At 51.8% G+C, this 26,815-nt stretch carries 21 protein-coding genes; 3 read left to right on the top strand and 18 right to left on the bottom strand.

Annotated features, from left to right (window positions below; genetic code table 11):
- Positions 1–332: 332 nt before the first annotated feature.
- The 6 genes from I8U17_RS08665 to I8U17_RS08640 all read right to left on the bottom strand — a co-directional run bounded on the left by I8U17_RS08665 (position 333) and on the right by I8U17_RS08640 (position 6,105).
- Positions 333–1,922, bottom strand: coding sequence for an MDR family MFS transporter (locus I8U17_RS08665; RefSeq protein ID WP_198055142.1), 1,590 nt, complete (start codon positions 1,920–1,922; stop codon positions 333–335).
- Positions 1,912–2,382 (bottom strand): MarR family winged helix-turn-helix transcriptional regulator, encoded by a 471-nt coding sequence (locus I8U17_RS08660; protein ID WP_033099257.1) that lies wholly within the window; start codon positions 2,380–2,382, stop codon positions 1,912–1,914. The genes I8U17_RS08665 and I8U17_RS08660 overlap by 11 nt, the downstream gene beginning before the upstream one ends.
- A gap of 188 nt (positions 2,383–2,570) precedes the next feature.
- A complete protein-coding gene (gene dgoD / locus I8U17_RS08655; protein WP_033099258.1) occupies positions 2,571–3,719 on the bottom strand; it encodes a galactonate dehydratase in 1,149 nt (382 codons plus the stop codon).
- A 25-nt stretch (positions 3,720–3,744) separates the two neighbouring features.
- Positions 3,745–4,380 (bottom strand): bifunctional 4-hydroxy-2-oxoglutarate aldolase/2-dehydro-3-deoxy-phosphogluconate aldolase, encoded by a 636-nt coding sequence (locus I8U17_RS08650; protein WP_033099259.1) that lies wholly within the window; start codon positions 4,378–4,380, stop codon positions 3,745–3,747.
- Between the two features lie 10 nt (positions 4,381–4,390).
- A complete protein-coding gene (locus I8U17_RS08645; protein WP_198055052.1) occupies positions 4,391–5,341 on the bottom strand; it encodes a sugar kinase in 951 nt (316 codons plus the stop codon).
- A gap of 14 nt (positions 5,342–5,355) precedes the next feature.
- Positions 5,356–6,105 carry an IclR family transcriptional regulator gene (locus I8U17_RS08640; protein WP_033099261.1) on the bottom strand — a complete coding sequence of 250 codons (750 nt, stop codon included), beginning with the start codon at positions 6,103–6,105 and terminating at the stop codon, positions 5,356–5,358.
- 172 nt (positions 6,106–6,277) lie between these two features.
- Between I8U17_RS08640 and I8U17_RS08635 the strand changes: the two genes are divergently transcribed.
- Positions 6,278–7,465 carry a C39 family peptidase gene (locus tag I8U17_RS08635; RefSeq protein WP_052153869.1) on the top strand — a complete coding sequence of 396 codons (1,188 nt, stop codon included), beginning with the start codon at positions 6,278–6,280 and terminating at the stop codon, positions 7,463–7,465.
- Between the two features lie 73 nt (positions 7,466–7,538).
- On the opposite strand, the gene I8U17_RS08630 is transcribed toward I8U17_RS08635, so the two are convergent.
- The 3 genes from I8U17_RS08630 to I8U17_RS08620 all read right to left on the bottom strand — a co-directional run bounded on the left by I8U17_RS08630 (position 7,539) and on the right by I8U17_RS08620 (position 10,202).
- Positions 7,539–8,306 (bottom strand): SDR family oxidoreductase, encoded by a 768-nt coding sequence (locus tag I8U17_RS08630; protein WP_198059286.1) that lies wholly within the window; start codon positions 8,304–8,306, stop codon positions 7,539–7,541.
- Positions 8,307–8,309: 3 nt separating this feature from the next.
- Positions 8,310–9,164, bottom strand: a complete 855-nt coding sequence (locus tag I8U17_RS08625; RefSeq protein WP_198055053.1) for an MBL fold metallo-hydrolase — start codon at positions 9,162–9,164, stop codon at positions 8,310–8,312.
- A gap of 108 nt (positions 9,165–9,272) precedes the next feature.
- Entirely contained in the window at positions 9,273–10,202 is a 930-nt protein-coding gene (locus I8U17_RS08620) for an alpha/beta hydrolase (RefSeq protein ID WP_198055054.1), read from the bottom strand.
- A gap of 285 nt (positions 10,203–10,487) precedes the next feature.
- Between I8U17_RS08620 and I8U17_RS08615 the strand changes: the two genes are divergently transcribed.
- Positions 10,488–12,314, top strand: coding sequence for a monovalent cation:proton antiporter family protein (locus I8U17_RS08615; RefSeq protein ID WP_198059285.1), 1,827 nt, complete (start codon positions 10,488–10,490; stop codon positions 12,312–12,314).
- A 145-nt stretch (positions 12,315–12,459) separates the two neighbouring features.
- On the opposite strand, the gene I8U17_RS08610 is transcribed toward I8U17_RS08615, so the two are convergent.
- The 5 genes from I8U17_RS08610 to I8U17_RS08590 form a co-directional block, all read right to left on the bottom strand.
- Positions 12,460–13,494, bottom strand: coding sequence for a sporulation protein (locus tag I8U17_RS08610; RefSeq protein ID WP_198059284.1), 1,035 nt, complete (start codon positions 13,492–13,494; stop codon positions 12,460–12,462).
- Between the two features lie 161 nt (positions 13,495–13,655).
- Positions 13,656–15,173 (bottom strand): argininosuccinate lyase, encoded by a 1,518-nt coding sequence (gene argH / locus I8U17_RS08605; RefSeq protein ID WP_033099267.1) that lies wholly within the window; start codon positions 15,171–15,173, stop codon positions 13,656–13,658.
- Positions 15,174–15,230: 57 nt separating this feature from the next.
- The gene (locus I8U17_RS08600) at positions 15,231–16,943 is read right to left on the bottom strand and encodes an ABC transporter permease (protein WP_198059283.1); all 1,713 of its coding nucleotides are present in this window, start codon (positions 16,941–16,943) and stop codon (positions 15,231–15,233) included.
- On the bottom strand, positions 16,940–18,025 hold the full coding sequence (locus I8U17_RS08595) for an ABC transporter ATP-binding protein (protein ID WP_198059282.1): 1,086 nt from the start codon (positions 18,023–18,025) through the stop codon (positions 16,940–16,942). Before I8U17_RS08595 ends, I8U17_RS08600 begins: the two co-directional genes overlap by 4 nt.
- Positions 18,026–18,054: 29 nt before the next feature.
- A complete protein-coding gene (locus I8U17_RS08590) occupies positions 18,055–19,107 on the bottom strand; it encodes an extracellular solute-binding protein (protein WP_198055059.1) in 1,053 nt (350 codons plus the stop codon).
- Positions 19,108–19,428: 321 nt separating this feature from the next.
- Between I8U17_RS08590 and I8U17_RS08585 the strand changes: the two genes are divergently transcribed.
- On the top strand, positions 19,429–21,975 hold the full coding sequence (locus I8U17_RS08585; RefSeq protein WP_198055060.1) for a PIG-L family deacetylase: 2,547 nt from the start codon (positions 19,429–19,431) through the stop codon (positions 21,973–21,975).
- 75 nt (positions 21,976–22,050) lie between these two features.
- On the opposite strand, the gene I8U17_RS08580 is transcribed toward I8U17_RS08585, so the two are convergent.
- From I8U17_RS08580 to I8U17_RS08565, 4 genes are all read right to left on the bottom strand, one after another.
- Positions 22,051–22,485 carry a DUF6884 domain-containing protein gene (locus I8U17_RS08580; RefSeq protein ID WP_198055061.1) on the bottom strand — a complete coding sequence of 145 codons (435 nt, stop codon included), beginning with the start codon at positions 22,483–22,485 and terminating at the stop codon, positions 22,051–22,053.
- Positions 22,486–22,716: 231 nt separating this feature from the next.
- Entirely contained in the window at positions 22,717–23,997 is a 1,281-nt protein-coding gene (locus I8U17_RS08575; protein ID WP_198059281.1) for a glutamate-5-semialdehyde dehydrogenase, read from the bottom strand.
- A complete protein-coding gene (proB, locus tag I8U17_RS08570) occupies positions 23,997–25,103 on the bottom strand; it encodes a glutamate 5-kinase (RefSeq protein WP_198059280.1) in 1,107 nt (368 codons plus the stop codon). The genes I8U17_RS08575 and proB overlap by 1 nt, the downstream gene beginning before the upstream one ends.
- Before the next feature lie 399 nt (positions 25,104–25,502).
- The gene (locus I8U17_RS08565; RefSeq protein WP_232330988.1) at positions 25,503–26,759 is read right to left on the bottom strand and encodes an MFS transporter; all 1,257 of its coding nucleotides are present in this window, start codon (positions 26,757–26,759) and stop codon (positions 25,503–25,505) included.
- Positions 26,760–26,815 lie beyond the last annotated feature (56 nt).

The raw sequence follows: 26,815 nt of genomic DNA, 5'->3' as shown, positions 1-26,815 counted from the left end.
AAAACAAAAAGTTGTGCTTTTTTCTTTTCAGCTTCGACACGACTTTGGAATAAACAGGAATTAGATGAAATTCTCGACAGGATAAAGAAGAAAAAGAAAAACCGGACCATTTCCAAAAACATTCCAAATATTGATATCTAGATTCTCAATCGGAATTGTTTCCGGCTGTTTTGATTGCGTTGTGCAATTTGATGGTTTTGTTGATATTTATGCTTTTGGATTCGTAAAAACATCCTCTCCTTTGCCAAGTGGTAAAACTTTTGCACAGATGGCTAAACCGGACATGACAAAACGGCCCTGCCTTTTTCCACAGGCAGGGCCGTATTCGTTCCTCAAGCGACTTGTTCGTTTTTGATCTCTTTTTCGGAACGGTCACTCAGGCGAATCGGTTTCAAAAAGAGGGCAAACAGCCCACCGGCAAGAACCAGAACCAATCCCCAGACAAACGTGCTGTGCAGGGAATCCACCAGAGTGCTTCTCAGTACCGGCACCATGGATTCCGTTAAAAATGCGGGCAATTTTTTCAACGCATCCGGATTCAACAGCATCGAAAGCAGCGCATTCGGATCGTTCTCAATCATATCCTTAAATTTTCCCAGCACCGGTCCCAGCTGCGGAGGCATTTTTTGCATCGCAGGCAGCAACCGGTCTGTGAGCAACCCGCCGGCCCGTTGGATCATGACCGCATTGAGAACGGTAATCCCGATCGTTCCTCCGATCTGACGGAAGAACTGGCTGGATGAGGTCACCACTCCGAGCTCTTCCTTACTGAAACTCTCTTGCAAAGCCAGCGTCAGCGTCGGCATCACAAGCCCCAGTCCCAGACCGGAAACCAGCATCACTCCCGTTACATACAATTTTGTCGTATGCTGGTCAAAGAAGGTCATCATCACAAATCCGGCAGCCATAACGGCCATGCCGATGATCAACTGCGGTTTTACCCCGATTTTCAGCACAAGGCGTCCGCCGATAATGCTGGAGATAATCATGGTGATCATCATCGGAGTCATGATTGTTCCCGATGTGGTTGCACTGACACCGATCACCCCTTGCATGAAGAAGGGAATGAATGTGAGTGCGCCAAACATCCCCACTGCCATAAAGAAACCAACTGCATTCAGCAAGGTAAAGGTACGGTTTTTGAACAGATAGAGGGGGACGATCGGCTCCTCCGCTTTTCGCTCAACCAATACAAAAGCACCAAGCGCTACAACCGCCAGGACAAAGAGACCGATAATTTGCCACGAATCCCAGGCGTAGTTTTTTCCTCCGATGGACAAAGCCAGCAACAGGCTGACGATGCCCACGACCATCGTAAACATCCCCCAGATGTCAATCCGAACCGGACCGGAAACTTTTTTCCCTTTCAAGCCCATCCAGATAAACAGGACGGCCAGCAAACCCACCGGCAGATTAATGTAGAATACCCAGCGCCAGTTGAGCGAATCGACAATCCATCCGCCCACCTGAGGTCCGATCACAGAGGACAAACCGTACAGGGCACCGAAAACCCCCTGCCATTTGGCCCGCTCTTTTCCGGTAAACAAATCCCCGATAATAATCATCGCCATCGGCATCATAATACCGCCGCCGATTCCCTGCACGGCGCGGTAGATGATCAGACCGGTCATATCATTTGCAGTTCCGCAAAGCGCCGATCCGATGATAAAAATGACCAATCCTGTCACGTAGATGATTTTGCGCCCGATCAAATCGGCCAGTTTTCCGGCAATCGGGACAATCGTGGTCGAAGTAAGCAAGTAAGCGGTCGTCAGCCAGGCCATTTTATCAAGCCCGCCCAGTTCACCCACGATCCGGGGCATTGCCGTACCCACGATCGTACCATCCAACGCAGCAAACAACATGGCAATGATCAGGCCGGTGATCAAGGTCTTTCGTTTTTCCGTTTGCTTATGTTCCATCATCGTTCACATCCTTTCTTTCTCTTCCATATACGCTTTGTTCCAATTTCTCATAAAGCCGAATGAGCAAATCCAGTTCCTCTCGGCTGAAACAAGCCAGATAGTCGGCGGTTAACCGATCGCATTTCTGTTTCGCTTCCGCTAAAATGTCTTTACCTTCATCAGTCAGTTCAATTACGACCGCGCGCCTGTCAGACGGATCTTCTCTCCGGTTCACCCAGCCGGCCGAGACCAACCGGTCGATCATCAGGGTGATTGCGCTCGGTTTCACCTCCATGATGTTGGCAATATCGGTTACCCGGCAATGTTCCCGTTGACCGATAAATTGCATTATCATAAACTGAGGTTTGGTCAATCCGGTCTTGGATAACTGCTCTGCGACATCGGCTCCTATTTTCTTAAAGATCGATTGGAACAGCATTTGTAAACGGGTGATTGTTTCCTCATCGGATATTTTCATACTCACTCCCCCGATGCCGTTATTTAAGTGCATTAAATATTAGCACAGATAAATATTAATCACATAAATCAACTCTGTCAATCTCATTTTTAAATAAAATCATGCAAACAAAAAAACCTTATGGTTTTCCTCGCCATAAGGTTATGTTTCCCCGGATGGAACATGTTGTTTTGGTTTGCCCGAAAATTTTACCACTCGGCCACACTGCCATCATCGTGGCGCCAAACCGGATTTTTCCAATCATGTCCGGTTTCAGCCATTTTCCGCACTTGTTCCTCATTAATCTCAATGCCGAGTCCAGCCCCTGTCGGAATTTTGACATACCCGTTTTTATAGTCGAAAACAGATTGGTCAACAAGATAATCCAACAGGTCACTCCCTTGATTGTAGTGAATGCCCAGGCTTTGTTCCTGAATAAAAGCATTATGTGATGTTGCGTCCACTTGCAGACAAGCGGACAGTGCAATCGGGCCGAGCGGGCAATGGGGGGCAAGCGCCACATCGTATGCTTCGGCCATTGCGGCGATTTTTTTGCATTCAGTGATTCCGCCGGCATGGGAGAGATCCGGCTGGATGATGTCACAATAACCATTCGCCAGCACTGTTTTAAAATCCCAACGGGAAAACATCCGCTCGCCCGTGGCAATCGGGATCGAGGTAATGGCTGTGATCTCCCTCAATGCCTCATTGTTCTCTGGCAGAACCGGTTCCTCGATAAACATCGGATGAAACGGCTCCAGTTCCTTGGCCAAAAGCTTGGCCATCGGTTTGTGCACCCGACCGTGAAAATCGATCCCGATACCGATTTCGTTGCCCACCTCTTCACGAACCCCGGCCACCCGTTCAATCACTTGCTCCACCTTCGCGTATGAATCGATATAGTGCAATTCCTCGGTCGCGTTCATCTTGACGGCTGTAAAACCGCGCTCAACCACTTTCTTTGCAGCGCGGGCCACATCGGCAGGGCGGTCTCCGCCAATCCAGGAATAGACACGGATCGATTCCCGGCAGGCTCCGCCCATCAGTTCATGGATCGGAGCATTGTAAAACTTGCCTTTGATATCCCATAACGCTTGATCAATGCCGGCAATGGCACTCATGAGAATCGGGCCTCCGCGATAAAATCCGCCGCGGTACATCACGTTCCAATGATCCTCGATTTTCAGGGGATCCTTGCCGAGCAAATACCCCATAAGCTCGTCGACAGCCGCTTTGACGGTCCTGGCCCGCCCTTCGATCACGGGCTCTCCCCATCCGCTGATTCCCTCATCGGTTACAATTTTTAAAAAAAGCCAGCGCGGCGGAACCAAATACGTTTGATATCCGGTAATTCTCAAATTCCCACTCCTCCATCTCCCCGCTTTACCCTCTCGCGCTTCTTCCCTTTTCAACCAGACGAGCCGCTTTTTGCGTCAGTTCTTCCAAGTACTCCCGATCCACTTTTTGCGTCTTCCTCACCAAGGCGCCACCAATCCCCACAGCGATTGCACCGCTTTTGATGTAAGCAGACAGATTTTCTTCATTCACCCCGCCTGTCGGAATGACGGGAATTTGCGGCAGCGGATCACGCACTGCTTTGATGTATGCCGGTCCCAGCACATTGGCAGGGAAAATTTTGACAGCATCTGCCCCGTGTTCAAACGCGGTCAGCATTTCCGTCGGGGTGAAAACCCCGGGGATGCTGATGGCCCCGTAGCGTTTTGTCATGCGAATGGTTTCCAGGTTGAGGGACGGGGAAAAGATAAACCTAGCCCCCGCAGCAAGCGCCATCCGGGCCGACTCGGGATCCAACACTGTTCCGGCACCAATCAGCATTTCACCGGCAAACTTCTTCGCCGCCCGTTCGATCACTTCACATACGCCCGGCGTATCCATGGTAATTTCAATCGTGCGAATGCCGCCGTCCCGCAATGCCCCGATGATCAACTCAACATCCTGCGGTTGGTGGCCGCGCACAATGGCGATAATGCCGCTTTCCTCAATTTGCTTCAGAATCATATTCTCCCCCCTATCTCAGCACATCCTGACCGGATTGGTTCATGAACCGCATCAGCGTCTCCCGCAGTGGCAATCCCTCGAAATCCCCTCTTACCTCAACGGCCAGCGCCGCAACCGCACAAGCTCGGCGAACCGCCTCCGCGAGAGAAAGACCGTCCAATAAACCCGACAGCAAACCGGCAGCAAAGGCATCACCCGCCCCAACCGGATCGGCCACTTCTTTGACAGGAAAACCCTCAACATAACCGGAATTGGCCGCGGATGCGTAAAACGCACCTTTGGCCCCCAGTTTTACCACCACCAGCCCGGCTCCCCGTTCCAGCAAGCGGCTGGCCATCCGTTCCGGCCCGGATTCACCGGTCAGCAGGACGCCTTCTTCTATCCCCGGCAACACGATATCCGCCTGAGCCGCGATCTCTCCCAACGCGGCCTTCGCCTCTGCTTCTCCCCACAACTTGGAACGGTAATTGGGGTCAAACACGACCTTGACACCATGTTTTTTCGCCAGTTCAACCGCTTTTAACGCCATGGCCCGGCAACTCCCGCTCAGCGCCGGCGTGATGCCGGTCAGGTGCAGATATTTGGCTCCGGCGAGATAATCTTCGTTTAAAAACGATTCATCCATCTTGCTGGCTGCACTGTTGCTGCGGTAATAATAGACCCGCAACTCCCTTCTGTGCAGAGGTTCCTTCACCATCAGGCCCGTGGGTGCCGCCGGATGCTTTTTCACCTGTGTGGTATCCACCCCCTCGCCGCGCAGAAAGGAAAGGATCGCCTCCCCAAACTCATCCTGACCGACCTGGCTCATCCAGCCGACCCGGTGACCGAGCCGGGCCAACCCTACGGCCAGATTGCTTTCCGCGCCGGCAAAACTGAGCGAAAAATCCTTGGCATAACGGAGCAAACCGGTATTTTGGGGAGTGAACAAAACCATCGTCTCCCCAATCGTGACAACATCCACTGCACAACCTCCCTTTAAGGGATATATCCCATATTTCTTGAAATCACCCTGGTCGTGCTCAGCAAATGAAACACGATAAAATCATGTCGCTTCCGAATGCGATCTTTCGGCCCGGCCACACTGACTGCGGCAAAAACCAGTCCGGCGACATCAAAAACCGGGGCCGCGATGCAATACAATCCCTCTTCATTCTCCTCATTGTCAACGGCGTAACCCTGCTCCCGATACTGAATCAACAGCCGGTCCAGTTCATCCCGGTCGGTCACCGTGTTCTCCGTAATGGGGTGAAGCGCGGATTTGTCCAGGATCCGGTTTCGCTCTTCCTCCGGCAAATATGCCAACAGCACTTTGCCCAGACCGGTGCAATACATCGGCTTGCGCGATCCGATCTGCGCACTGGTCTTAATGGAGCGGTTGCTGTCTTCTTTGGCGACATAAACCATTTCATCGCCCGACAAAATCGCCATAAAAACAGTTTCCTCCACTTGCTCGGCCAGCCGTTCCAGCGGCCATTTTGCCTCCCGGTACACATCCATCGATTCCATGCTGCTCGTTCCCAGCTGGATCAACTTCGGCCCGAGCCGGTACTTTTTTGTTTCCGTCGCCGACAGATATCCGTGTTCATAAAGGGTTTTCACCAGATTAAACGTGCTGCTTTGCGGAAAGGATAAAGCGCTTGCAATTTCCTTTATATTCAAACCTTGCGGGTGATCCCGCAATAATTCAAAAATCTCCAGTACACGAACAGCCGATTTAACGGACATGGGACCTCCTTATTCACATATGTGAATCCGTTTTCTATCTGTAAATTTGTGTCGGTATCATAACATCTCTTTTATTTTATTTCAACAGAAATATAAATTCAGAATATAAAGGTTTTTGTAGTATTATCGAATTAGGAAGAGAAGAAAGCCCAAAAAAGAAAGGAGCTTGTTTATGCGCTTGCCTGTTTGGCGTGTATTGTTGGTTCTGGTTTTATCCTTCAGTTTCACAATCCCTGCCGCAAGCGCAAAGGAGCAGATGAAAGACAAAATAACCCGCACAAAGGCTTACAGCGAATTTCGCAATTTTGGCATCGGCGCTCATGCAGGAACCCGATTTTCCGGCAAAGCTCTCCGGCTGAACCCGCTCGCATTAAAATCCGGCACCGACACTGCCGGAAAATATAACCAAAGCTCCTATTATTACGGGCAATGGACCTCACCCGTGATAAAGAAAACATTTCTCGAGGCGATCGCCTCATGGCAGGCCAACACCCCGACCGGCACATGGAGCGAAGTGGAGTTGCGCAGCCGGGTCGACGGAAAATGGACGAAATGGTACAGCATGGGCGTATGGCTGCAAGGAGACACCCCTTTTAAACGCCACTCCGTCAACGGGCAGGGAGATGCAAACGGCACTGTGGCCACCGACACGCTCATCCTTAAGAAAACAGCTACGGCCGTCCAAGCGCGCATCACGCTGTTTACGACCGATCCGATGCTTACACCTGACTTTCGCTCTCTCGGCATCACCTTTGCCAACGGATCGGACCGTCCCGGAATCGTGCCTGGCACCGGCCTGGTCAGCGATCTCGATGTCCCGTTGCGGTCGCAGATGGTTTTTCCCGACGGCGGTGAAGCCTGGTGTTCGCCAACTTCCACATCCATGGTCATGGCTTACTGGGCCAGGGTGATGAACCGTCCTGAATGGAACCGGACCGTCCCTGACGTAGTGAACGGCGTATGGGACTATGTTTACGACGGGGCCGGCAACTGGCCATTTAACACCGCTTATGCCGCTTCACTCGGCCTGGAGGGAAAAGTGATCCGGGTGAGCAGTCTGGCTGAGCTGGAGCGCTGGACAACTGCCGGCGTTCCGGTCATCGTCAGTATCGCCTACAAACCGGGTGAGTTGGATCATACCCCGATCCCCAGCTCAAACGGTCACCTTCTCGTCATTCGCGGGTTTGACCAAAACGGCAATGTCCTCACCAATGACCCGGCGGCTCCGAGTGATGATCAGGTCCGCATCACCTATGACCGCACCCAGTTTGAAAGCGTCTTTCTGAAACACTCCAATGGCACGGCATATCTGATCTATCCCAGAGGCTGGCCTGTGCCGGTGAGCAACGGTCACTGGTAAAAAAAGCCTGGATCGATTCCGAAAAACGGAAAAGGTCCAGGCTTGGCTTTTTCTCATGTTTTAAGAACTTATCCTACTCAAGAAACCCGGGATTGTTTTGCAGGAAATTCTCCCATGCCCGTTTTGTGCTCTGGTTGAGTTCATCCCTTGAAGCGTGGAGTCTCTTTTCCGCATCCCCGTAGCCGATTTCAAGATCCCCGTTGGAAAGCCCTTGAAAGATCGCATCCGCGAATTGATCCACCGGTGCCCCGAAAGTATGTAAGCCGACGCCGCCCAAGTCCGTATTTACTGCCGGGGGCAGGACTTCAATTACTTTTACATCCGTGTCGGCCAATTGATGCCGCAGCGAGATCGTGAAGGAGTGAAGGGCTGCTTTGGTCGCACTGTAAACGGGAACCCAGACTCCCGGTGCCAGCGACAGCCCGGAAGAGACATTGATTATGGCTGCGTTCTGTTTTTTCACCAGATGCGGGATGAACAGCATACAGAGATGAATGGGGCCATCCAGATTGATCGCGATTTCTTGGCGGTAATAATCCCACTCTTTGTCCACCCGCAAAAGATTGACCCGCTGCTGAATCCCCGCATTATTCACCAGGACATTCAGTTCGGGAAATTCGCTCTTGACCCATTGAAACAAGGAAAGGCGATCCTCCACATTGGCAACATCACAAACCCTTGTATGCAGCTTTGGAAACTTTTCTTTTGCTTCTTTCAGCTTTGCTTCCCGGCGGCCGACGATGATCACTTCATTTCCGGCCTGCAAGAACCGTTCAGCAAAGGCGAGGCCGATTCCCGATGCCCCGCCGGTAATCAAAATGGTATTGCCGGATATATTCACTGATTATCCTCCTCCGTTCTCTCCATCCACATAACGGCCGTAGTCAGGGATGGCGATGCGGTCAAACTCTTTCGCCAGCTTCTCCAGTCCTTGCCGGAGCGCCTCTCCTTTCATCGGCATGCCATGTCCGGCCACGACCCGTAACGGCTTCAATGCTTCAAGACGCCTGACAGATTCACGGGCGGCCTGCCAATCCGTGGTCCAGTATCGCGGTGGTCCGCAGATTTCCGGCTCCTGCATGATCATTTTAAACAGCGAATCCTGTTTCACCGTCAAAAATGCATCACCGGCAATAAGGGAGCGGTCTGCTTCGCGGAAGAGGGAAACATGTCCGGGGGTATGCCCCGGTGTATGAATCCACTTCCAACCGGACAGTCCCGGTATCCTGCCGTCTGACGGGAGTTTCCGCACATGATTTCCCAAATCAACAGGGTCGACCGGAAAGAGCGCGGATAGTTTGGCCACCATTCCTCCCTCCACCGCGGGGTCAGGTTTGGGGTATTTGGACTTTCCCGTTAAATAGGGCAATTCCAATTCATGCGCATAAACCGGTACATCCCATTTTTCCACCAGATCGACAACAGCCCCGACATGGTCGAAATGCCCGTGTGTCAGCACAATTGCTTCAGGCTTGCAATCGTCGCCAAACCACTTCTTCGCGGCAGAAACAATCTCATCCGCCGACCCCGGCATCCCTGCATCTGCCAGAATCCATTTCCCCGGTTGATCATCGGAGCCGATCAAACAAACATTTACCATTTGCAGAGTCTGACAGTACAGACTAGGAGCCACCTCCTGACTCACTCCGCTTCTGATGGACGTTGCCGGGATCATCGTGCCTTCGATCGTATCTTTCATTGTCCTTCCCCATCACCTTTCTCTTTTTTGGCTAGTTATGGCCGGTTGATCGCATAAGTATTCGGATGGAAGGCAACTGACAGGGAAGGCACACCGGGTTTGGCGGGATCAAAATGCCCGCTTCAATACGTCAGCCACTTTTTGCACCAAATGATTGGCCTGATCAAGCACTTTCGTCATGTTGAAAAATCCGTGAATCATCCCTTCGTACCGGCAAAGCTCCACAGGTACCCCGGCTTCCTCCAACCGGCTGGCATACGCTTCTCCTTCGTCGCGAAGCGGATCGTATTCCGCAGTCACCACCAGGGCTGGAGGCAGGCCGCTTAAATCTTCGGCCAGCATGGGTGAGACATGGATATCGAATCGATCTGCCTCTGTCCGCAGATATTGACGGCCAAAATACAACATATCTTCTTCCGTAAGGAAAAGGCCTTTTCCAAACTCATAATAGGACGGATAGTTTTTCGACACATCGGTGACCGGATAGATCAAAACCTGAAAACACAACGCCGGTTCTTTCTTTTCGCGGGCCATGAGCGCGACGACAGCCGCGATATTGCCCCCGGCACTGTCCCCGCCAACCGCGATTCTCCGCGGGTCCCCGCTGAAAGAGGCAGCATTTTCGGCAACCCACTTGGTCGCAAGGTAACCATCTTCCACCGCCGTCGGAAATTTATGTTCCGGAGCGAGTCGATAATCGACAGAGACGACCACGCAGTTCGCCCGGTTGGTAATGGTGCGAAGGGGAGAATCAAGCGTGTCCAGATCCCCCAATACCCATCCCCCTCCGTGGAAATAGACAAAAACCGGAAAAGGTCCCTCACCCGAGGGGGTATAGATGCGGATGTCGATTTCGCCGTCCTTTACCGGAATCCGGCGATCCTCCACCTTGGCGACCGCTTCCGGAGGTGCAGCAAAATGCTTCACGCTGTTGCGAAACAAATTTCGGCTTTCTTCAGGAGCCAGTTCATGAATGGCAGGCCCTTCCATCTTTCCCAATTGCTCAAGCAATTGCTTTACCTGCGGATCCAGAGCCATTTTTTTAACCTCCGTTCACCGTTCAATTTACATCCTTTCGCCATCGAAACACAAAACCATCCTGATTTGTTGGCGGGGCATAACCCGACATCCCATGACCATTTCACAAAAAAAGGATGCTGCAACTTTTGCGCTTCCTTTTTCGTCCCTTAAAAAAGGGGATTTTCCCCCTTATTTATTTTATCATTGAGATCGGTTGTTTTGCGCTTATTTCCTTCAAACTTGTGGAATACTTTGTTCAAACCTTTCCTCGTGTCAGGATAAAAATTGGCTGTGGAGGCATTTATGGAAGGTCATCATTCACTTATTTCCCTCATGATTGTAGTCATCGCCGCCTTTATCGTCCCGATCGTGTTGCACCGCCTCAAATGGAATTTTATCCCTGTGGTTGTCGCGGAAATCGTGGTCGGTCTCGTTTTGGGCAAAAGCGGATTTTCCATAATCAATCAGGATAACTGGCTGGAATTATTATCAATGCTGGGGATTATTTATCTGATGTTTCTCAGCGGCCTGGAGATCGATTTCAATATGATCTTCCAGTCAAGAAAAAAGGAAAAAGGAGCACCCAATCCGCTGGCAATCGGATTCATCAGTTTTTTGAGCATCATGCTGCTGGCATTTGGGTTATCGATCAGTTTTTACGTGTTCGGGCTGGTCAAGGCACCCTTTTTTATGACTCTCATCATCTCCACCATTTCGCTCAGCGTAACCCTGCCGGTCATCAAAGATAAGGGAATTGCCCGCAACACCCTGGGGCAATCCATTCTGGTCACTGCCGTGATCGCTGATTTTTTAACGATGATCTTGCTGGCTGTTTATGTATCGCTTCGATCTCCGTCCGGATTTAAAAGCATCCTGTTGCTGATGTCGCTCTTCGTCATCTTTTTTGTGGTCTACCGTTTGATCCACACCTTGAAACCGGCCAACCTGACAGAAAAAATCTCAAAAGAAACGATTTCTATCGGAACGCGGGGCGTTTTTGCCCTCATTCTGTTTTTTGTCGCTCTTTCGGAAACCGTTGGAGCCGAAAACATTCTCGGCGCTTTTTTGGCCGGGATGATCGTCTCCCTGTTATCTCCCAAAAAATCTTTTGTCAACCAATTAACGGCCTTTGGATTTGGTTTTTTAATTCCCATCTTTTTTGTGATGGTAGGGGCCAAACTCGATTTAATCAGTCTGATTAAAGATCCGAAAGCCCTGATTACGTTTCCGCTTCTTCTGTTATCTTTTTACCTGTCCAAAGTGCTGGTCGTGTTTATCTTCCGCCGCTGGTTTGATTGGCGCAGCTCCATCGGCTCCGGCTTTTTGCTGACATCCACCTTAAGCCTGGTTATCGCCGGAGCGGCAGTCGGGATGGACCTCCAGATCATCACCAATACCATGAATACGGCATTGGTTCTGGCCGCGGTCGTCACAGCGATTTTGTCCCCCATTCTCTTTCAGCGGATCATCCCGGATGCAGAAGAGAAACAGACAGCTTCGGTCGCATTGGTCGGCATTAATGCCGTCACCCTGAAACTGTCCCACGATCTTCATGAAGACGGTTATGATGTGACGCTGTACGGACCAGACAAATCCAATTTGGAACATATGAATGACCGGCCGTTTAAAATCTGCGAAATGCCGGTTGCCGATCCCGAGCATCTCGATGAGCAAAAAGTGTTTGATAAAGACATTGTGATCGCTTTTACTTCAGATGACCGGCGAAACGTCGATATTGCGATGGCAGCGGAGAAAAAGGGCGTCAAACAAGTGATCGCACGCGTGGAAGACCCGAAATTGCAACAGCCGGCGAAGGATTCGCGCATTCAGTTCACCTCCGCCTTCTTCTCCAACACAACCCTGGTCAAAGCGATGATCGAGTATCCGTCCCTGTTCCGCCTGGTAACGGATGATGCGGGATATTTGATGGAAATCCCCCTGGCCAACCAGCGATACCATCTGACGCGCGTCCGCGATCTGCCCTTTCTCGGAGACACCCTCATCATCCGCATCTTTCGCGGAAATGAGGCGATCATCCCTCACGGGGACACTTTGCTGCAGGTCGGGGACCGCTTGATCATCAGCGGAAGCCCGGAATATGTACACAAGCTAAACCACATGCTTCAGTAAAGATGCCTTTGGAAAAATTGCGAGGTTTGCAGGGGAACGGGGCCCTGAACAACCAAAAAGACCCTTCTCCCGGCTTGTGAAGCTGTTCAGGAAGGAAATGAAAAACCGCTTCTGAAAATGCGGATCCAGAAGCGGTTTTTCATTATTAGGTATTTTTTTCTGTCCCGTTTGGTTTCAACTGTTCAAAAGAGTCGATGATAAGTGCTTCAATTCGTTTTCCCCGATCGCGCAAATCCTCTTCATTTACCCGGAAGCGGATCTTGCGCTCATCCAGGTCGAGCATATCGTCGACCATACTTTTAAGTCCCTTCCTTTTCTGATCCAATTCAAGTTCAAAAAGGTTTTTATGCAAATATTCGAGCGAAAATTCGGTGCAATAAGGGCGGTAACGTTCCGGAATGCGCAAACGGTAAAAACGGGCCGGGGCGCGATCAATGCCCAGGCGTTCCAGAACCTCGTTCACCAATTTCCTCTCTGCCACCCCCAGTTCCTTCTCAAAAAGCGCTTTCATCCTTTCTCCGCCTTCCTCGTGATCACTCGCTGAGATGTTAAGCATCCGGCTGTTCCGGCCGAGGAAGCATTTGATTTCACCGTTCCCTTTCCACAGGAGTGACACCGTGGCCGAAACCAGCCCGCCTGATTCAAGCGAAATCGATTGGTAATATGGAAAAGCGGGCGCAGTCGAACCAAAGGGAACCATCGGCCCGCTCATTTTGACCACTTTCATGCCCAAGGATTCCAGAATATCGAGCAATAATTGCAAATCGCGATGGGGCAGAATCGTGACCTCGTCATTATCGTGCGGATTGATGGCAAAGGGAATGTCCAAATCGGTGATTAAATTGGTACAAAATCCTTCCCGGAGATAATCGTGAAAAGTACAAGGCATCGTCTCCGGCACTTCAAGCTGAAAGGGGATCACTTTTTCTTCCTGCGGCCGGATCGTTCCGATCGGTCCGATTTTCACCTGTTTCCATGTATGTTTAACCGATTTTTTATGGTCATAGCGATATTCGCACACCAGGGTTAATGTGGCATTATTGATTTTCTGCTCGCTTTTCCCGCCGACGAGACGGAGTTGTCCGCCTACCTTTTCCCCCTGGCGCAATTCTTTTTTCTCCAATATGGTGTCGACAATGGTTCCGCCGATGTTCAAACTGGCTAATATCTTCCCAAACATCTTTTTCGTCTCCTTCTGTCATATTGCCCTGTTTTCTTTTCTCTTGTTCTTTCACATTTCCTTCATTTGAAACCGAAAAATACAGAAAACCCCGGACCAGGCTCCCGAGGTTTCCCTCACCTTCCCGCTTCCGGGGGCAACCGAAATGACAAGAGTTTTTTCTACGATTCCCCCTGACAGCACTCCTTCACCTTGGCGTCGAGATCCGCTTCGGCTTTCGCCAGCCTCTGCCGCTCCTGCATCAATTTCGCTTTCTCCGACTCCCAAATCCGCTCGCGCTTCCTGATCATTTCCGTCACCACTTGGGGTGCAGGCCCGCCAGTGCGATCTCTCCTATTGACAAAATACTCAGGATCGGCGATTTTGCCCCACATTTTCTCATCCAAATGCAGTGCTTTCCCCGTCACCTTAAGCGCTGCATCGTTCACCCACCCCACCGGAACCTGAGCGAGCCCGAGTTGGGACGAAGATGCCTTGGCAGCGACAAACGCGGCAATCGAATGGGCTTTGCGAAACGGGATTCCCTCTGTCCGGAACAGATGATCGGCCAGTTCTGTGATGGTACAGCAATATTTTCCGGCCTCGGCGCGGAGTTTGCCCCGGTCGACTTGCATGGTGGCGAGAACAGCCGTTAGCAGGCGGACAACGCGCTCGCTCTTTTCCAGAGCCTGATACAGGTGGGGCTGCAGATTCTCCTCGGTATCCACAATATCGCCAAACGGAGTATTATGCACCATCATCACGACCGCCTGCGCCTCACCGATCGCGCTGCTCGACAAAGCGCGGGCATGCTCCAGGCTGACAGGGTTCCGTTTCTGTGGCATGATGCTGCTCACCTGCACATACGGGTCGGCAACGCGGATCACCCCGGCTTCTTTCGTGCACCAAAACAACAAATTGTGCAAAAAGCGCCCCAAAAACGTCATCAACGATAAAGCTGAAGTGGCCGTTTCCACCAAATAGTCGGCTCCGCCAATCGCATCATAGGTATTTTCAATCACTTCGGAAAAACCGAGCCAATCACATACCGTCTGCCGGATAATCGGAAAGCCCGTTGCAGAGAGAGCAGCCGCTCCCATCGGGCTCCGGTTTACCGTTTTGTACGCACTCCAGCATCGTTCCGTTTCGCGGCGCAGTCCGTCAAACACCGCCAGCAGATAATGCGCGAGCGTAATCGGTTGTGCCGGCTGGGTATGGGTATGAGCCGGCATTAACGTGGAAACGTGCTCCCCGCTCAATTCCAGCAACGTTTTTTTCAACCGCAACAGCTGCCGGATCAGCGCCAGCAACCTGTCTCTCAACACCATCCGGAAAACGGTGACGCCCAAATCGTTCCGGCTTCGTCCTATGTGCATATTGCCGGCCAGGTCATCCCCGATCTCCCCGGCGATTTTCGCTTCCAGCAGGAAAAAGAGATCTTCATGGCGTGGATCATAAGCCAATGCCTGACTGCCTTTCTCCCGGATTTTCCCGATCGCCCGAAGCATTTGCGCCGCTTCCTGCCTGGAAAGAATCTCCGCATCAAACAGCATCCGGACATGGGCGCGCTGAACTTCCATCATAGCATGATACAAATGATCGCGCTGCAGTTCGAAAACCGGGCGCAGAATGGATTCTGCATAGGTTTTGCCGGGGAAAACGCTTCCGTCTTCCCGGGCAATCCGGTCACAGAGGCGCATGTGCCGTCTCCCCTTTTTATTGTGAAGATGTCGATGTGTCGAAAAGAGCATGTCTGTTTAAAGGGTATTTTGCATCTTGACGCCTAAGAACCGATTGGAGACAAACATGACCAGCGCGATCAACAAAATCTGATATACCGCATAAGCGGAAGCCTGACCCAGGTTAAACATGCGCAACTGATTCATGATCTCGATCGAGATCGGCCGATTATCGATGGTATAGAGAAGAACGGAAGAAACAAATTCACCGACAGCCGTCACAAAAGCCAGCAATGCACCGGCCATCATCCCGGGAAGCACCAGCGGCAAGATCACGCGGCGAAAAGCGGTAAACCATCCAGCCCCGAGATTTCGGGCCGCCTCCTCCAGCGAGTCGTCCAGTTGGGCAAACGCCGCACTGGTCGGCCGCACGACCAAGGGAATATGACGGATAAAATAAGCGAGCGGCAAAATCCAAAAAGTCCCGACCAAAACATGGCCAAATCCGAAAAAAGCAGGGACATTAAAGGCAAAAATCAGGTTCATCGCCACGACCGTCGCCGGCAATGCCCAAGGCAGCATCACGAGAATATCCAGCAGGTTTTTGCCGCGAAATTTCCGTTTCACCAACAGGTACGCCGTCAAAACGCCGAACAGGAGATTGCCGGCCGTGGCCAGAGCGGCCATCCACAAACTGTTGCGGATCGGTTCCCAAATCGAGGGATCTTTCATGAGCAGAATGTAATTTTCCAAGCTGAATTCCGTCGGATATGTCTGATATGTCCACGTCCCTTCCGGCACAAATGACAGCAGGATCAGGGTGAAATGCGGCAGCAACAGCACCGCCACCATGAGGATGCCCAAAAAGACCAGCAGCCATTTGACATAAGGATTGCGCACTTCCCTCCGCCGCCCGCTCACCCCTTTTTCCGATATATGATAATCCCGCCGTCCTTGATGCCACCGCATAAACAGCAAAAAGGAAATCGAGACGACGGACAAGATCACCGACTGGACAGCCGCCATCTGCATATCCCCGTTCAATTTGGAAAAATAGATCTGCAGGCTGAGCACGCGGTATCCGCCAGCCAGCAGAAAAGGGGCGGAAAAGGAAGCCATCGAGGTCATAAACACGAGCAGGGACGCGGCAATCAGCGACGGGGTGAGCAGCGGCAGGGTGATCTTGCGAAACACGGTCCACGGCCCGGCCCCCAGATTGACGGCAGCCTCTTCAACAGACGGATTCAACCCCTGAAGCGCCGATGAAACCGTCAGATAAAAATAAACATACATGGTGTAAGTGTGAACAAGCAAGATTCCTGGCACACCCGACAGCGTAAACGGCGGTGTGCTGAGCCCGAGCAAATGCTGCACGGTCCGTGTCACCAGACCTGATTCCCCGTACAGAAAAAGAAAAGACATTACCCCCACCAAAGACGGCAAAACCATGGGCATCACGGCCGCCATCTGAAACAGGCGCCTCCCGGGAAAATCGTACCGGTGGAAGATCAGCGCCAGAGGAACCCCGATCAATGCGCTGAAAATCACGCTTAGCAGAGACAGATAGACGCTGTTCCACAACGCTTCCAAATTGGACAGGCTGTCGCCGGTGAAAAAACGGCGGTATAACTCAAATCCCCAGTGACCGTTAAACCGGATGCTGTTCACAAAAGTTTGCCATGTCGGATAGAGTACATAACCGATCAGCACAAACAGAACCGGCAGCAATAAAATCCAGGTGGTTCGATTCCGCCAAACATGCCGCAGCACAATCTCCGCTTTTCTCCTCATTCCTCCTCTCCCCTTTGGGCAAACAGTCGCAATCGTTCTGCGGGAAAGTGAAAGAACAGCGCCTCCCCTTCTTTCATTCCCTGAAAGCGGTGATTGAGGATCAACGAACGCAAGCGGGTTCCATCCTCCGCTTTCGCCGTGCAGTGAATGGAAAAACCCATAAACTGAATCAGCTCCGTCGTTACGGAAATCGTATTGCTCCCGGGCCCGGTTACGATTTCCACCGCTTCCGGGCGAATCGACAGCCACATGGTTTCCCCGACCGCCGCCTCCCCTTCCACCGCCGTTACGGGCACTTCAAACAGGGCGGAGGCAGCGCAAACCAAAACCGAATCACCTTCCCGTTTGAGCACAGTCGCAGGCAAGAGATTGGTCTCACCGACGAAAGAAGCGACAAACGCATTCTTCGGGGATTGGTAAATTTCCTCCGGGGTTCCTACCTGTTGGCATGTTCCTCTCTGAAAAACGGCAATGCGGTCGCTCATCGTGAGCGCTTCTGTCTGATCATGAGTCACATAGACGGTCGTGATGCCGAACGAGCGGTGCAGCGCCAAAATCTCCGACCGCATCTCCTCCCGCAAACGTGCATCCAAATTGCTCAAGGGTTCATCCAGCAGCAGAATGCTCGGCCGAATCACCAGGGCACGGGCCAGCGCCACCCGTTGCTGCTGCCCGCCGCTGAGTTCGGATATTTTGCGATCTTCAAAACCCTCCAAGCGTACGCGCTGCAAAATGTCTTTCACCCGTTTTGTTCGTTCCGGTTTGGAAAGTTTGCGGACAGTAAGCCCAAAGGCCACATTTTCCATCACCGTCATATGTGGAAACAAAGCGTAATTTTGAAAAACCATTCCCGTATTGCGCTTATGCGGCGGGACGGAAGTGATCTCCCGTTCTCCCAGAAAAATCCTCCCTTCACTCGGGAAGGTAAAACCGGCAATCATGCGCAGGGTCGTTGTTTTCCCGCAGCCACTGGGACCGAGCAAAGTAAAAAATTCTCCGTTCCTGATCTCCAGATTCAAGTTTGCCACTCCGATGACATCCTGAAAGCGCTTGGTAACCGCTTCAAAGCGAACACTGCTCATGGCTGCCTCCCATCCGGATTTCGGCACTGTTATTTTGATTTGTTTTTGATATTCTGTTCCCAGTAATTCATCCACTCTTGTTCTTTTGCCTGCACAAGTTTGAAATCAAGATCCATCGGCGTAATCTTGCTATCCTTGATCCACTCCGGCAATCCGGTCACGTCCGTGCGTGTCGGAATGCGATAATATTGTTCCGCCAAGTATCTCATCGACTCCTGCGTATTGACAAATTCATAAAAAGCCTCAGCGGCCTTTGGATGTTTTGCTCCCTTTATAATGGCGATTCCTTCAGTCAGAACAGGGGTTCCGCTTTTGGGAATCACGTAATCAAACGGGTAATGTTTCTTTTCCTTCAGCATCACGGTATCCGGCATATCCCACACCGTAATGACTCCCTCACCGCGTGCGATCTGGTTGTACATAATTTCCGGATTGGCCGCATAGGAATGGGTATTGGCATCGAGTTTTCTCAGCCATTCATAGCCCTTTTGCGGGCTGTGATCCTGTTGCTCGAAACGATAAATCATCGCACTGAAAATGGTGCGCATCGTCCCTGAGGCAAGCGGATAGCGGATAATGATTTTCCCTTTCCACTTGGGGTCGAGCAGGTCATCCCAGTCCTTCGGAGCTTCGGAAGGAGAGACCTTCTGTGAATTGTACATGATCACTTCCGGGGTTTGACTGGTTCCTGTCCAACTGTCATCCACAGCACGGAATTGCCTGGGCAACGCCTTGCTGTAAGAGGGATGATAGGGTTGAAGCAATCCTTCCTCCCTTGCCTTTTCAAACATGACCGACGGCGCTCCCCACCACACGTCCGCTTGTGGATTTTCCCTTTCCGACCGAACGCGGTCCAAAATCTCCTGCGAACCGATATCCAGCCACTCTACATCGACATGGGGATGCGCTTGTTCAAACCGTTTTTCAAACTCCTGCAAGATCTCTTTGCCGTGGGGAGAGTAGACGACAACCTTTTCTTCCAAACCGCCTTTGTCGGCGGACGGAGGCGTGGTGGCCAAACAACCGGTCACAAACAGAAAAACGAGGGCACCGCTCAGCCAACAGCGCCATCTTTTCTTCATCAAACCCCTCCTTTTTCCTCCTTCATCATCCGCCAAAAACTTCCTCTCTACTTATATTACACAAAAATACGATAATTATGAAATAAAATACTAGTCAATCAATTGTCGTGTTGGCTCAATCGCCTTTATGATCGATTTCCATTCTCTTTCTTTCTCTTCATTTCTTCGATTCCCGAATTTGAAAACGAAAACCGGCTTCTGGTTAAATAAATATACAGATAAAAATAAACTTTCATTCCATTTCACAAAATAAAGATCAAGAAAACTGCTTTCACAACATCCCGGGTCAGGCAACCAATTTTAATCCGAGGAGGAAAAAGCATGAAAATGTCACGCAAGCGGGTTTTGATCGCTCTGCTGCTCGTTTTCGTTCTGTTATTCCCCTTGGCCTCCCCCTCACGCTCCGTCGCGTTTTCCACTGCATCCGAACCGGATCAGGAACTGTGGAAAGCACTGCGTCCGCTCGACACCATCGTCAACTTTATGAACACCGGCGCTCACCCCGATGATGAGAACAGCGCTCTGCTCGCTTATCTGTCATTGGGTAAAGGGGTACGGACGATCAGTGTCCTGGCCAACCGCGGCGAAGGCGGTCAAAATGAGATCGGACCCGAACTCGGAAATGCACTGGGAATTATTCGCAGCCGCGAATTGCAGGAAGCCGCCAAAGTGCTGGATGTTCATCTGTTCATGCTGAGTGAAGACTTAAATGACCCGATCTATGACTTCGGTTTTTCCAAATCACCCGAAGAAACCTTGAAAAAATGGGGTGAAACCCTGACGTACGAACGGTTGATCCGCCGGATCCGCCAAGAGCGCCCGGATATTATCATGCCCTCTTTCCGCGATGTCCCGACCGAACACGGCCATCATCGGGCGATCAGCGAACTGACGGTGCGCGCCTTTAAAGATGCCGCCGATCCCAGTGTTTTTCCCGAACAGATCAAAGCCGGGCTGAAACCCTGGCAAGTGAAAAAACTTTATCTGCCGGGAACAGACGGGCACGAAACGCTGCGCTTTAATGTCGGCGGAAAAGTCGATCCGGTATACGGACTCACCTATCCCCAATTGGGAGAGGAATCACGCAAAAAACACAAAAGCCAGGGGATGGGGCGCGACCTGCCCGTGGCTGACCAGTATATCTCCCTGGAATTGATCCGTTCTTCCGTCAGCGCAACCGGACCGGAGACGTCCCTGTTCGATTCACTGCCCTATGATTTTAAAAGTTACGCCAGCCAGGTAAAAGACCCGGCCCTGAAAACGACGTTAACTCATCTGCAAACCCAGTACGAACGAACCCAGAACGCCTATCCGAACAGGCCTGAGGTGACTGCCGCCGCTGTCAAGGCATTAAGCATGACGCGAATGGCCAAGGAATTGGCTGCCCACGCCCCGTTAAATCACGAACAAAAAGATGACCTCTTGTACCGCCTGAACATCAAAGAACAGCAACTGCAACATGTGATCACCATCGCCGCAGGCATCCAAACCCGCGTGACCCTCGACCGCGACGTCTGGACCCCAGGCTCCACCTCCACTGTCAAACTACAGCTGAACAATACCGGAAACAACGCCATTCATCAGGTCCGGATCCACCCCCTGCAACCCGCAGGCGGATGGAAATTCGCGATGAAGCCTTATCGAACCTTTCTCCCTTCCAAAGGAGAAATGACTGTTTCCTTTGCGATGACCGCTCCCGCCAATCCCGAATCGTATTTCCATCCCTATCATCCTCCGGTTTTGCAAGTGGATCTGTCTTACCTGATCGGAGGACAAAAAGTGACCGAGCAAATTACCGCCGATCCGCTGACCTTTACACCCGCCCTGCTGCCGGATTGGGGGATCACACTCACCCCCGAAGCGAGCATTCTGAATACGGAAGCGACACAACCTGAGCAAACGATTGCGATTAAAGTGACCAATTATAAAAACGGCCCCAGCCAGGGAACGATCTCTCTGGACTTGCCAAAAGGCTTCAAGGCAACTCCGGCAAAATGGAACGTGCAATTTGCCAAAGCGGATGAAACCAAAAACTTTACCGTCCGCATTCAGGCCACCGGGCCGTTAAAAGCTCAGCAATACCAGATTCCGGTCACCGCCGCCGTCGGCAACCACAAGTTCCATGCCCAGGTGGAACGCATCTCCTACCCTCACATCGGCACCAGCTACTACATCACCGATGCAGCCATCAAGTTGAATGCCTTTCCTCTCAAACTTGACCCGTCCTTAAACATCGGCTATGTGGACAGCGGCTTTGACGATGTTGCCGAACATTTGCGGCAAGCCGGGTTGCACGTGACAATGCTGACTGAGGATGACCTGAAAAACGGGGATTTAAGCGTATATGATACGATCGTTGTCGGGATTCGCGCTTATCTGTCGCGGGATGACCTGCTGGCCAACAATCAGCGTCTTCTCGATTACGTAAAAAACGGCGGCCATGTGGTCATGCAATACCATAAGCCGACCGACCGCTGGAAACCGGAGCTCGCTCCCTATCCGCTCACACCCGGCGATCCGCCAATCAACTGGCGGGTCACCGATGAAACGGCACCGGTCACCTTTTTAAAACCGGATCATCCCTTGTTGCAATGGCCCAATCCCATCACTTCCGCCGATTTTGACGGCTGGGTGCAAGAGAGGGCAGTCTATTTTCCCTCTGACTGGGACCGGCAGCACTATGTTCCCCTCTTCTCGATGGCTGATCCCGGGGAAAAACCGTTCGACAGCGGGCTGTTAGTGGCCGATTACGGGAAAGGCACCTATCTGTACACCTCCATGGTCTGGTATCGGGAAATCCAGAATCAGGTACCCGGTGCTTACCGGATGTTTGTCAACATGGTCAGTTATCCAAAAGGAAAACACTGACACAGAAAAAAGGGGGTCTCCCGCGCTTCGGGAGACTCCCTTTGTCATGTTTACAACACGGCGGAAAAACACTGCTCAATAACCCTGCTCCTTAAAAAACCGCAGCTGCTTTCCGATGGGCAATCCTGCGAGCGGAACCGCCACAGGAATCGTTTCAGGAAACAACTCAATTAAAAAAGTGCGATAATCCTCCCCGGCATAAAAAGCAACCAACTCGATCTCTTCCCAGGCGATCGACTGTTTGCGCAGTTGATCGAGCAGTTGAATATGAACGCGCACTGCCCAATCCCGGCGCTGTGACGCACTTAACTGGCGCATCGCCCGGTCAAAAGGGGCAATCATCTGCTTTTCATGCAACAACCCGTAGTGGGCGGAAAGAATATAGACTTGGTCATAATGATCTTTGCAATAGGAAAAAGCTTTGCGAAACAGCGCGGAAGTAAACATTTCGCAGGCGGGGCAGCGAATCTCCCTTTTCATTTTCGAGCAGCTGACAAAAGCGATTTTCATAGAAGAGGATTCCCCTCATCTTTGGTTTTAACGGAGAAAGTACAAGCGCGTCATCGGAGATCAGCCCGGTATTTGTCTCATCAACATTCCCGGAAAAATCGACAGACTAATCCTATTATATATTTATTTTAAAAACAATCACACTTGATGTTCACAATCCGGTCTCAGTCCGGCCGTATGTGTCACAGAAAAAATTCCGCCGCTTCTTTGCGACGGAATTCCGCTGCTCAGCTACTCTCTCACTTGCCCGGTTCCGCGGATCCGGTATTTATAACTGGTTAATTCCTTCAGTCCCATCGGTCCCCGCGCATGCAACTTTTGCGTGGAAATGCCGATTTCCGCTCCATAGCCAAACTCAAAGCCGTCGGTAAAGCGGGTGGATGCATTATGGTACACCGCAGCAGCATCCACCTGTGCCAGAAACGCTTTCGCCGCTTCGTTGTCTTCGGTCACAATCGCTTCCGAATGGCGGGTGCCAAACTTTTCTATGTGCGCAACTGCTTCTTCCAGTCCGGATACCACTTTCACCGCCAGCGTCAGATCGAGAAATTCGGTCGCATAATCCGCCTCCGAAGCGGGCACCAGTTTTAATCCCGGAGTGTGGCGCAGAATTTCGCATGTCTTTTCGCATCCACGCAGTTCAACGCCTTTTTCAGCCAGATCCCTGCTTGCTTGCGGGAGCCAGACAGGAGCGATCGCTTCGTCGACCAATACGGTCTCGATGCTGTTGCACACCGATGGCCTTCCGGTTTTGGCATTGACAACAATTCGGGTGGCCCGCTCCGGATCAGCCGCCTGATGGACATAGACGTGGCAGTTGCCCACTCCCGTCTCAATCACGGGAACCAGCGCATTTTGGATGACGCGCTGAATCAATCCGGCTCCCCCGCGCGGAATGGCCAAGTCGACCGTATTTTTGGCGCGAATGAGAAAATCGACCGTCTCCCGTTCCGGGCGGTCAATAAAATGAATCGCCTCCGGGGGCACGTTCGACTGGCGCAACCCTTTTGTCAATGCTTCGATCAGGGCATGATTGGAGCGAAGCGCTTCTTTTCCCCCGCGCAAAACCACGGCATTTCCCGTTTTCAGGGCCAGCCCGGCCGCATCGACGGTAACGTTGGGCCTCGATTCATACACCATGGCAATGACCCCGAAAGGAACGCGCACCTTCTCCACTTTCAGCCCGTTTGGCCGCTGGAAGGTTTCCAGCACCTCTCCCACCGGATCATCCAGTTCGACAATCTGCCTGAGACCTTCGATCATCTCCAGCAAACGGGATTCGTTCAAGCGTAACCGATCCAGCTTACCCTCCGGCGTTCCTGCTGCTCTGGCCGCCTGGATATCTTTTTGGTTTGCCATAAGGATTCTCTCCCGTTCCCGCCACAGTGTATCTGCCATCTCAAGGAGTGCCTCATTTTTCTCCTCGGTGGTGCAAAGAACCAGCTTTCGGGAGGCCTGTTTAGCTCTCTCCGTCTTTTCAATCACATAACGCTGCAATTCATTTTGTGTCATCACTGATTCCCCTCTTTCACAAGAATCACCAGTGCATCCCGATGGATGACGACCGGATAGTGGCTTTGCTTTTTCTCCACTTTTTTTCTCTCCAGAAGCAACCGCAAATCAAAGCTGGAGAAATGGACGATTCCCTTGCCGATCTCCTCTCCGTCTGCTTTCCTGATCGCAACAGCCGCACCTTCCAAAAACTCCCCACTCACCTTTTCCACCCCCGCGAGGAGGAGGCTGCCATAACCATCGATCAAAGCCTCAGCAGCACCTGCATCGACGGTGACACTTCCTTCCACTCTCGTGCCGTAGGCGAGCCAGGACTTTTTTCCCGAGAGACGGTGGTGGGGAAAAAACCGCGTCCCCACCTGTTGCCGGGAAACGATTTTCGTTAATACGTCCGGCTCCTGACTTGATGCGATAAAGGTCTCAATCCCCGACTGCGTGGCAATTTCGGCTGCTGCCAGCTTGGTCTGCATGCCGCCGGTTCCAACCCGGCTGATGCTTTGACCCGCCATCGCTTTTAAACCGGGCGTAATCTCCGTCACTTCAGAAATCCGCCGCGCATTCGGGTCCCGGGCCGGATTGGATGTATACAATCCGTCGATGTCTGTCAGCATCACAAGCGCATCCGCCTCCGCCACCAACGCAACAAGGCTGCCCAGCGTATCGTTATCGCCAAAGCGGATTTCATCCACTGCCACGGTGTCATTCTCATTGACAATGGGCAAAATGCCCCGGCGCAGCAAGGTTTCAACCGTATTCCGAATATGGATGTACCGCTTGCGATCCTCCACATCCGCACGTGTCAGCAAAAGCTGGGCGATCTGAATCTGTTCAGCCGCGAAGAGCTGCTGGTACATCCCGATTAAAATGCCTTGTCCCACTGCAGCAGCGGCTTGTTTTTCGGGAATGGTAATCTGTGCACGCGACCAGCCCAGTCTTTCCAATCCGGCAGCGACGGCTCCGGATGAAACCAGGATCAATTCCATCCCCTGCCGGATCAGACTTGCCATTTGCGCTGTCAAGCTTTTCATTTTCTCTTGTGATATTTTTCCGCCGGCTTCCGTTATGCTGCTCGATCCCACCTTTATGACCATGCGTTTTCCCTGCAAGGATACCACCACCTTCAACCATTTTTATCGAAAATATTCCTCTCTTTTGCGGCAAGCCCCGGATGAAACTCAGTCAAATCGGAAACTTTCACAGTAAAAAAGAAAAGAACCCCTCATCCCCAGAAGGACGAAAGGTTCTTTCGCGGTACCACCTTCATTGGCAAATCCGCCCAGCAGCAGCGGATCGCCCACTCGAACCGATAACGGCGGTAACCGTCCCGCTTTTCACAGGAAGCTCAGGAGGCGGGGTTCAGCCCGGGCGGCGGCAGATTCTTCCAGCCTCTGAAATCTGCTCTCTGGGCGCCGGAACCAAGCTTACTCACTCCATCATTGCGTCAACCGATCCATTATATAGAATTGTTTATAACCGAAAAGACCATGCCTGTCAACGATTTTTTCTCAATACCCGCGTTTCGCCAGAATCAGCCCGCTGATGCCGCCGATCAGGGCGAAGATGATCAGGTAGGAAAAACCGACATTAAACGAAAGGCCGAGAATATACGTCCCCACCGCAGCGATGATGTTTTCCAACCCGTTTAACAGCCCTGCGCCGATTCCGACATTTTGGCTGGGAAACATGCGTTGCAGCGAACTCCAAATCGTGGGTAAAACCACGCCGTTCATCGCGGCCGATACGGAGATGAGCAGCATCGCCAGCACGAGATTATCCGTATGCGTTCCCAAAAAGAGCCCCACACCGGCAATGATGGTTCCAATCCCGGCAAAGATGGAACGTTTCATCAGGCGGTCGCTGGCAACAGCGGTCAAAATAATGGCAATTGTCATCAAGATATAGGGCAGCATGTACCAAAATCCGGTCATATGAAGGGAAAGATGGCGCACCTTCATCAGATAGGAGGGAAGCCAGAATAAAATTCCGTAAAAGACCGTCGCCATCCCCGACCAGTTGATCAAAAGCAGCCAAAAATCCGCTTTTCTTAAAACATCGCCGACACCCACGCTGGAGGCGCTTTCATCCTTGCGCCCCTTTTGAATATAGGCGAGCTCCTCCGCGGAAACAAAACGGCTTTCCTCCGGCCGGTCCTTCGCAATACTCCAAAGAATCGGGGCCATGATGATGATCCCGATGACAGCCATCACGATAAACGGGGTTTTCCATGTGCCAGTTGACAGGATGAGCCAGGTCACAAACGGCCCGGTGATAATCGGCCCCATCGTCAGCCCGAATTCCCAGAACATGTTTGCGCGAGCACGTTCATGGGACGGGAACCACTCTTTGACCCACTTTGAGTTGAGCGGCCAGTGCATCCCTTCCCCCAACCCCAGGAGAACCCGTGAAAAAACGAGCGCCAATGAACTCCAGACAAAACCGGTGAACAAGGTCATGAGCGACCACCAGATCAGCGCGAACAAGGCGACTTTTCTCGGCCCGAAGCGATCACCCAGGTAACCGCCGAACAGATTGGACAATCCGTACATAAAGAGAAACAGGCTATTGGCAAGAGCGAGTGCACTCTCCGTGACCACTCCGTCCTTGACCATCTCGGGACCGGCGATGGAAATATTGGTCCGGTCGATGTAGGAGATTAAGAGCAAAACCCATAAGCAAACGGCAAACCACCAGCGAAAATTCATTTGTCTCACTTTTTTCGCACCATGATTCTCTTTCACAGCTTGATTTTGTGATGCAGACAAACTGGTCAACCCCCTTCTTGAGCTGGTTCACTGACCGCGGGCAACAAAGACAATTC

Origin of the sequence: Thermoactinomyces sp. CICC 10521 (genome assembly GCF_016055135.1) — a bacterium.
In the GTDB taxonomy this organism is placed as follows: domain Bacteria; phylum Bacillota; class Bacilli; order Thermoactinomycetales; family Thermoactinomycetaceae; genus Thermoactinomyces_A; species Thermoactinomyces_A daqus.
This window is presented reverse-complemented; position numbering and strand designations above follow the sequence as displayed.

Excerpts from the sequence above, each read along its gene's own strand:
- I8U17_RS08665 (WP_198055142.1), bottom strand. The coding sequence starts at position 1,922 with ATGGAACATAAGCAAACGGAAAAACGAAAGACCTTGATCACCGGCCTG.
- I8U17_RS08660 (WP_033099257.1), bottom strand. The coding sequence starts at position 2,382 with ATGAAAATATCCGATGAGGAAACAATCACCCGTTTACAAATGCTGTTC.
- I8U17_RS08650 (WP_033099259.1), bottom strand. The coding sequence starts at position 4,380 with ATGATTCTGAAGCAAATTGAGGAAAGCGGCATTATCGCCATTGTGCGC.
- I8U17_RS08640 (WP_033099261.1), bottom strand. The coding sequence starts at position 6,105 with ATGTCCGTTAAATCGGCTGTTCGTGTACTGGAGATTTTTGAATTATTG.
- I8U17_RS08635 (WP_052153869.1), top strand. The coding sequence starts at position 6,278 with ATGCGCTTGCCTGTTTGGCGTGTATTGTTGGTTCTGGTTTTATCCTTC.
- I8U17_RS08625 (WP_198055053.1), bottom strand. The coding sequence starts at position 9,164 with ATGAAAGATACGATCGAAGGCACGATGATCCCGGCAACGTCCATCAGA.
- I8U17_RS08620 (WP_198055054.1), bottom strand. The coding sequence starts at position 10,202 with ATGGCTCTGGATCCGCAGGTAAAGCAATTGCTTGAGCAATTGGGAAAG.
- I8U17_RS08615 (WP_198059285.1), top strand. The coding sequence starts at position 10,488 with ATGGAAGGTCATCATTCACTTATTTCCCTCATGATTGTAGTCATCGCC.
- I8U17_RS08610 (WP_198059284.1), bottom strand. The coding sequence starts at position 13,494 with ATGTTTGGGAAGATATTAGCCAGTTTGAACATCGGCGGAACCATTGTC.
- argH (WP_033099267.1), bottom strand. The coding sequence starts at position 15,173 with ATGCGCCTCTGTGACCGGATTGCCCGGGAAGACGGAAGCGTTTTCCCC.
- I8U17_RS08600 (WP_198059283.1), bottom strand. The coding sequence starts at position 16,943 with ATGAGGAGAAAAGCGGAGATTGTGCTGCGGCATGTTTGGCGGAATCGA.
- I8U17_RS08595 (WP_198059282.1), bottom strand. The coding sequence starts at position 18,025 with ATGAGCAGTGTTCGCTTTGAAGCGGTTACCAAGCGCTTTCAGGATGTC.
- I8U17_RS08590 (WP_198055059.1), bottom strand. The coding sequence starts at position 19,107 with ATGAAGAAAAGATGGCGCTGTTGGCTGAGCGGTGCCCTCGTTTTTCTG.
- I8U17_RS08585 (WP_198055060.1), top strand. The coding sequence starts at position 19,429 with ATGAAAATGTCACGCAAGCGGGTTTTGATCGCTCTGCTGCTCGTTTTC.
- I8U17_RS08580 (WP_198055061.1), bottom strand. The coding sequence starts at position 22,485 with ATGAAAATCGCTTTTGTCAGCTGCTCGAAAATGAAAAGGGAGATTCGC.
- I8U17_RS08575 (WP_198059281.1), bottom strand. The coding sequence starts at position 23,997 with ATGACACAAAATGAATTGCAGCGTTATGTGATTGAAAAGACGGAGAGA.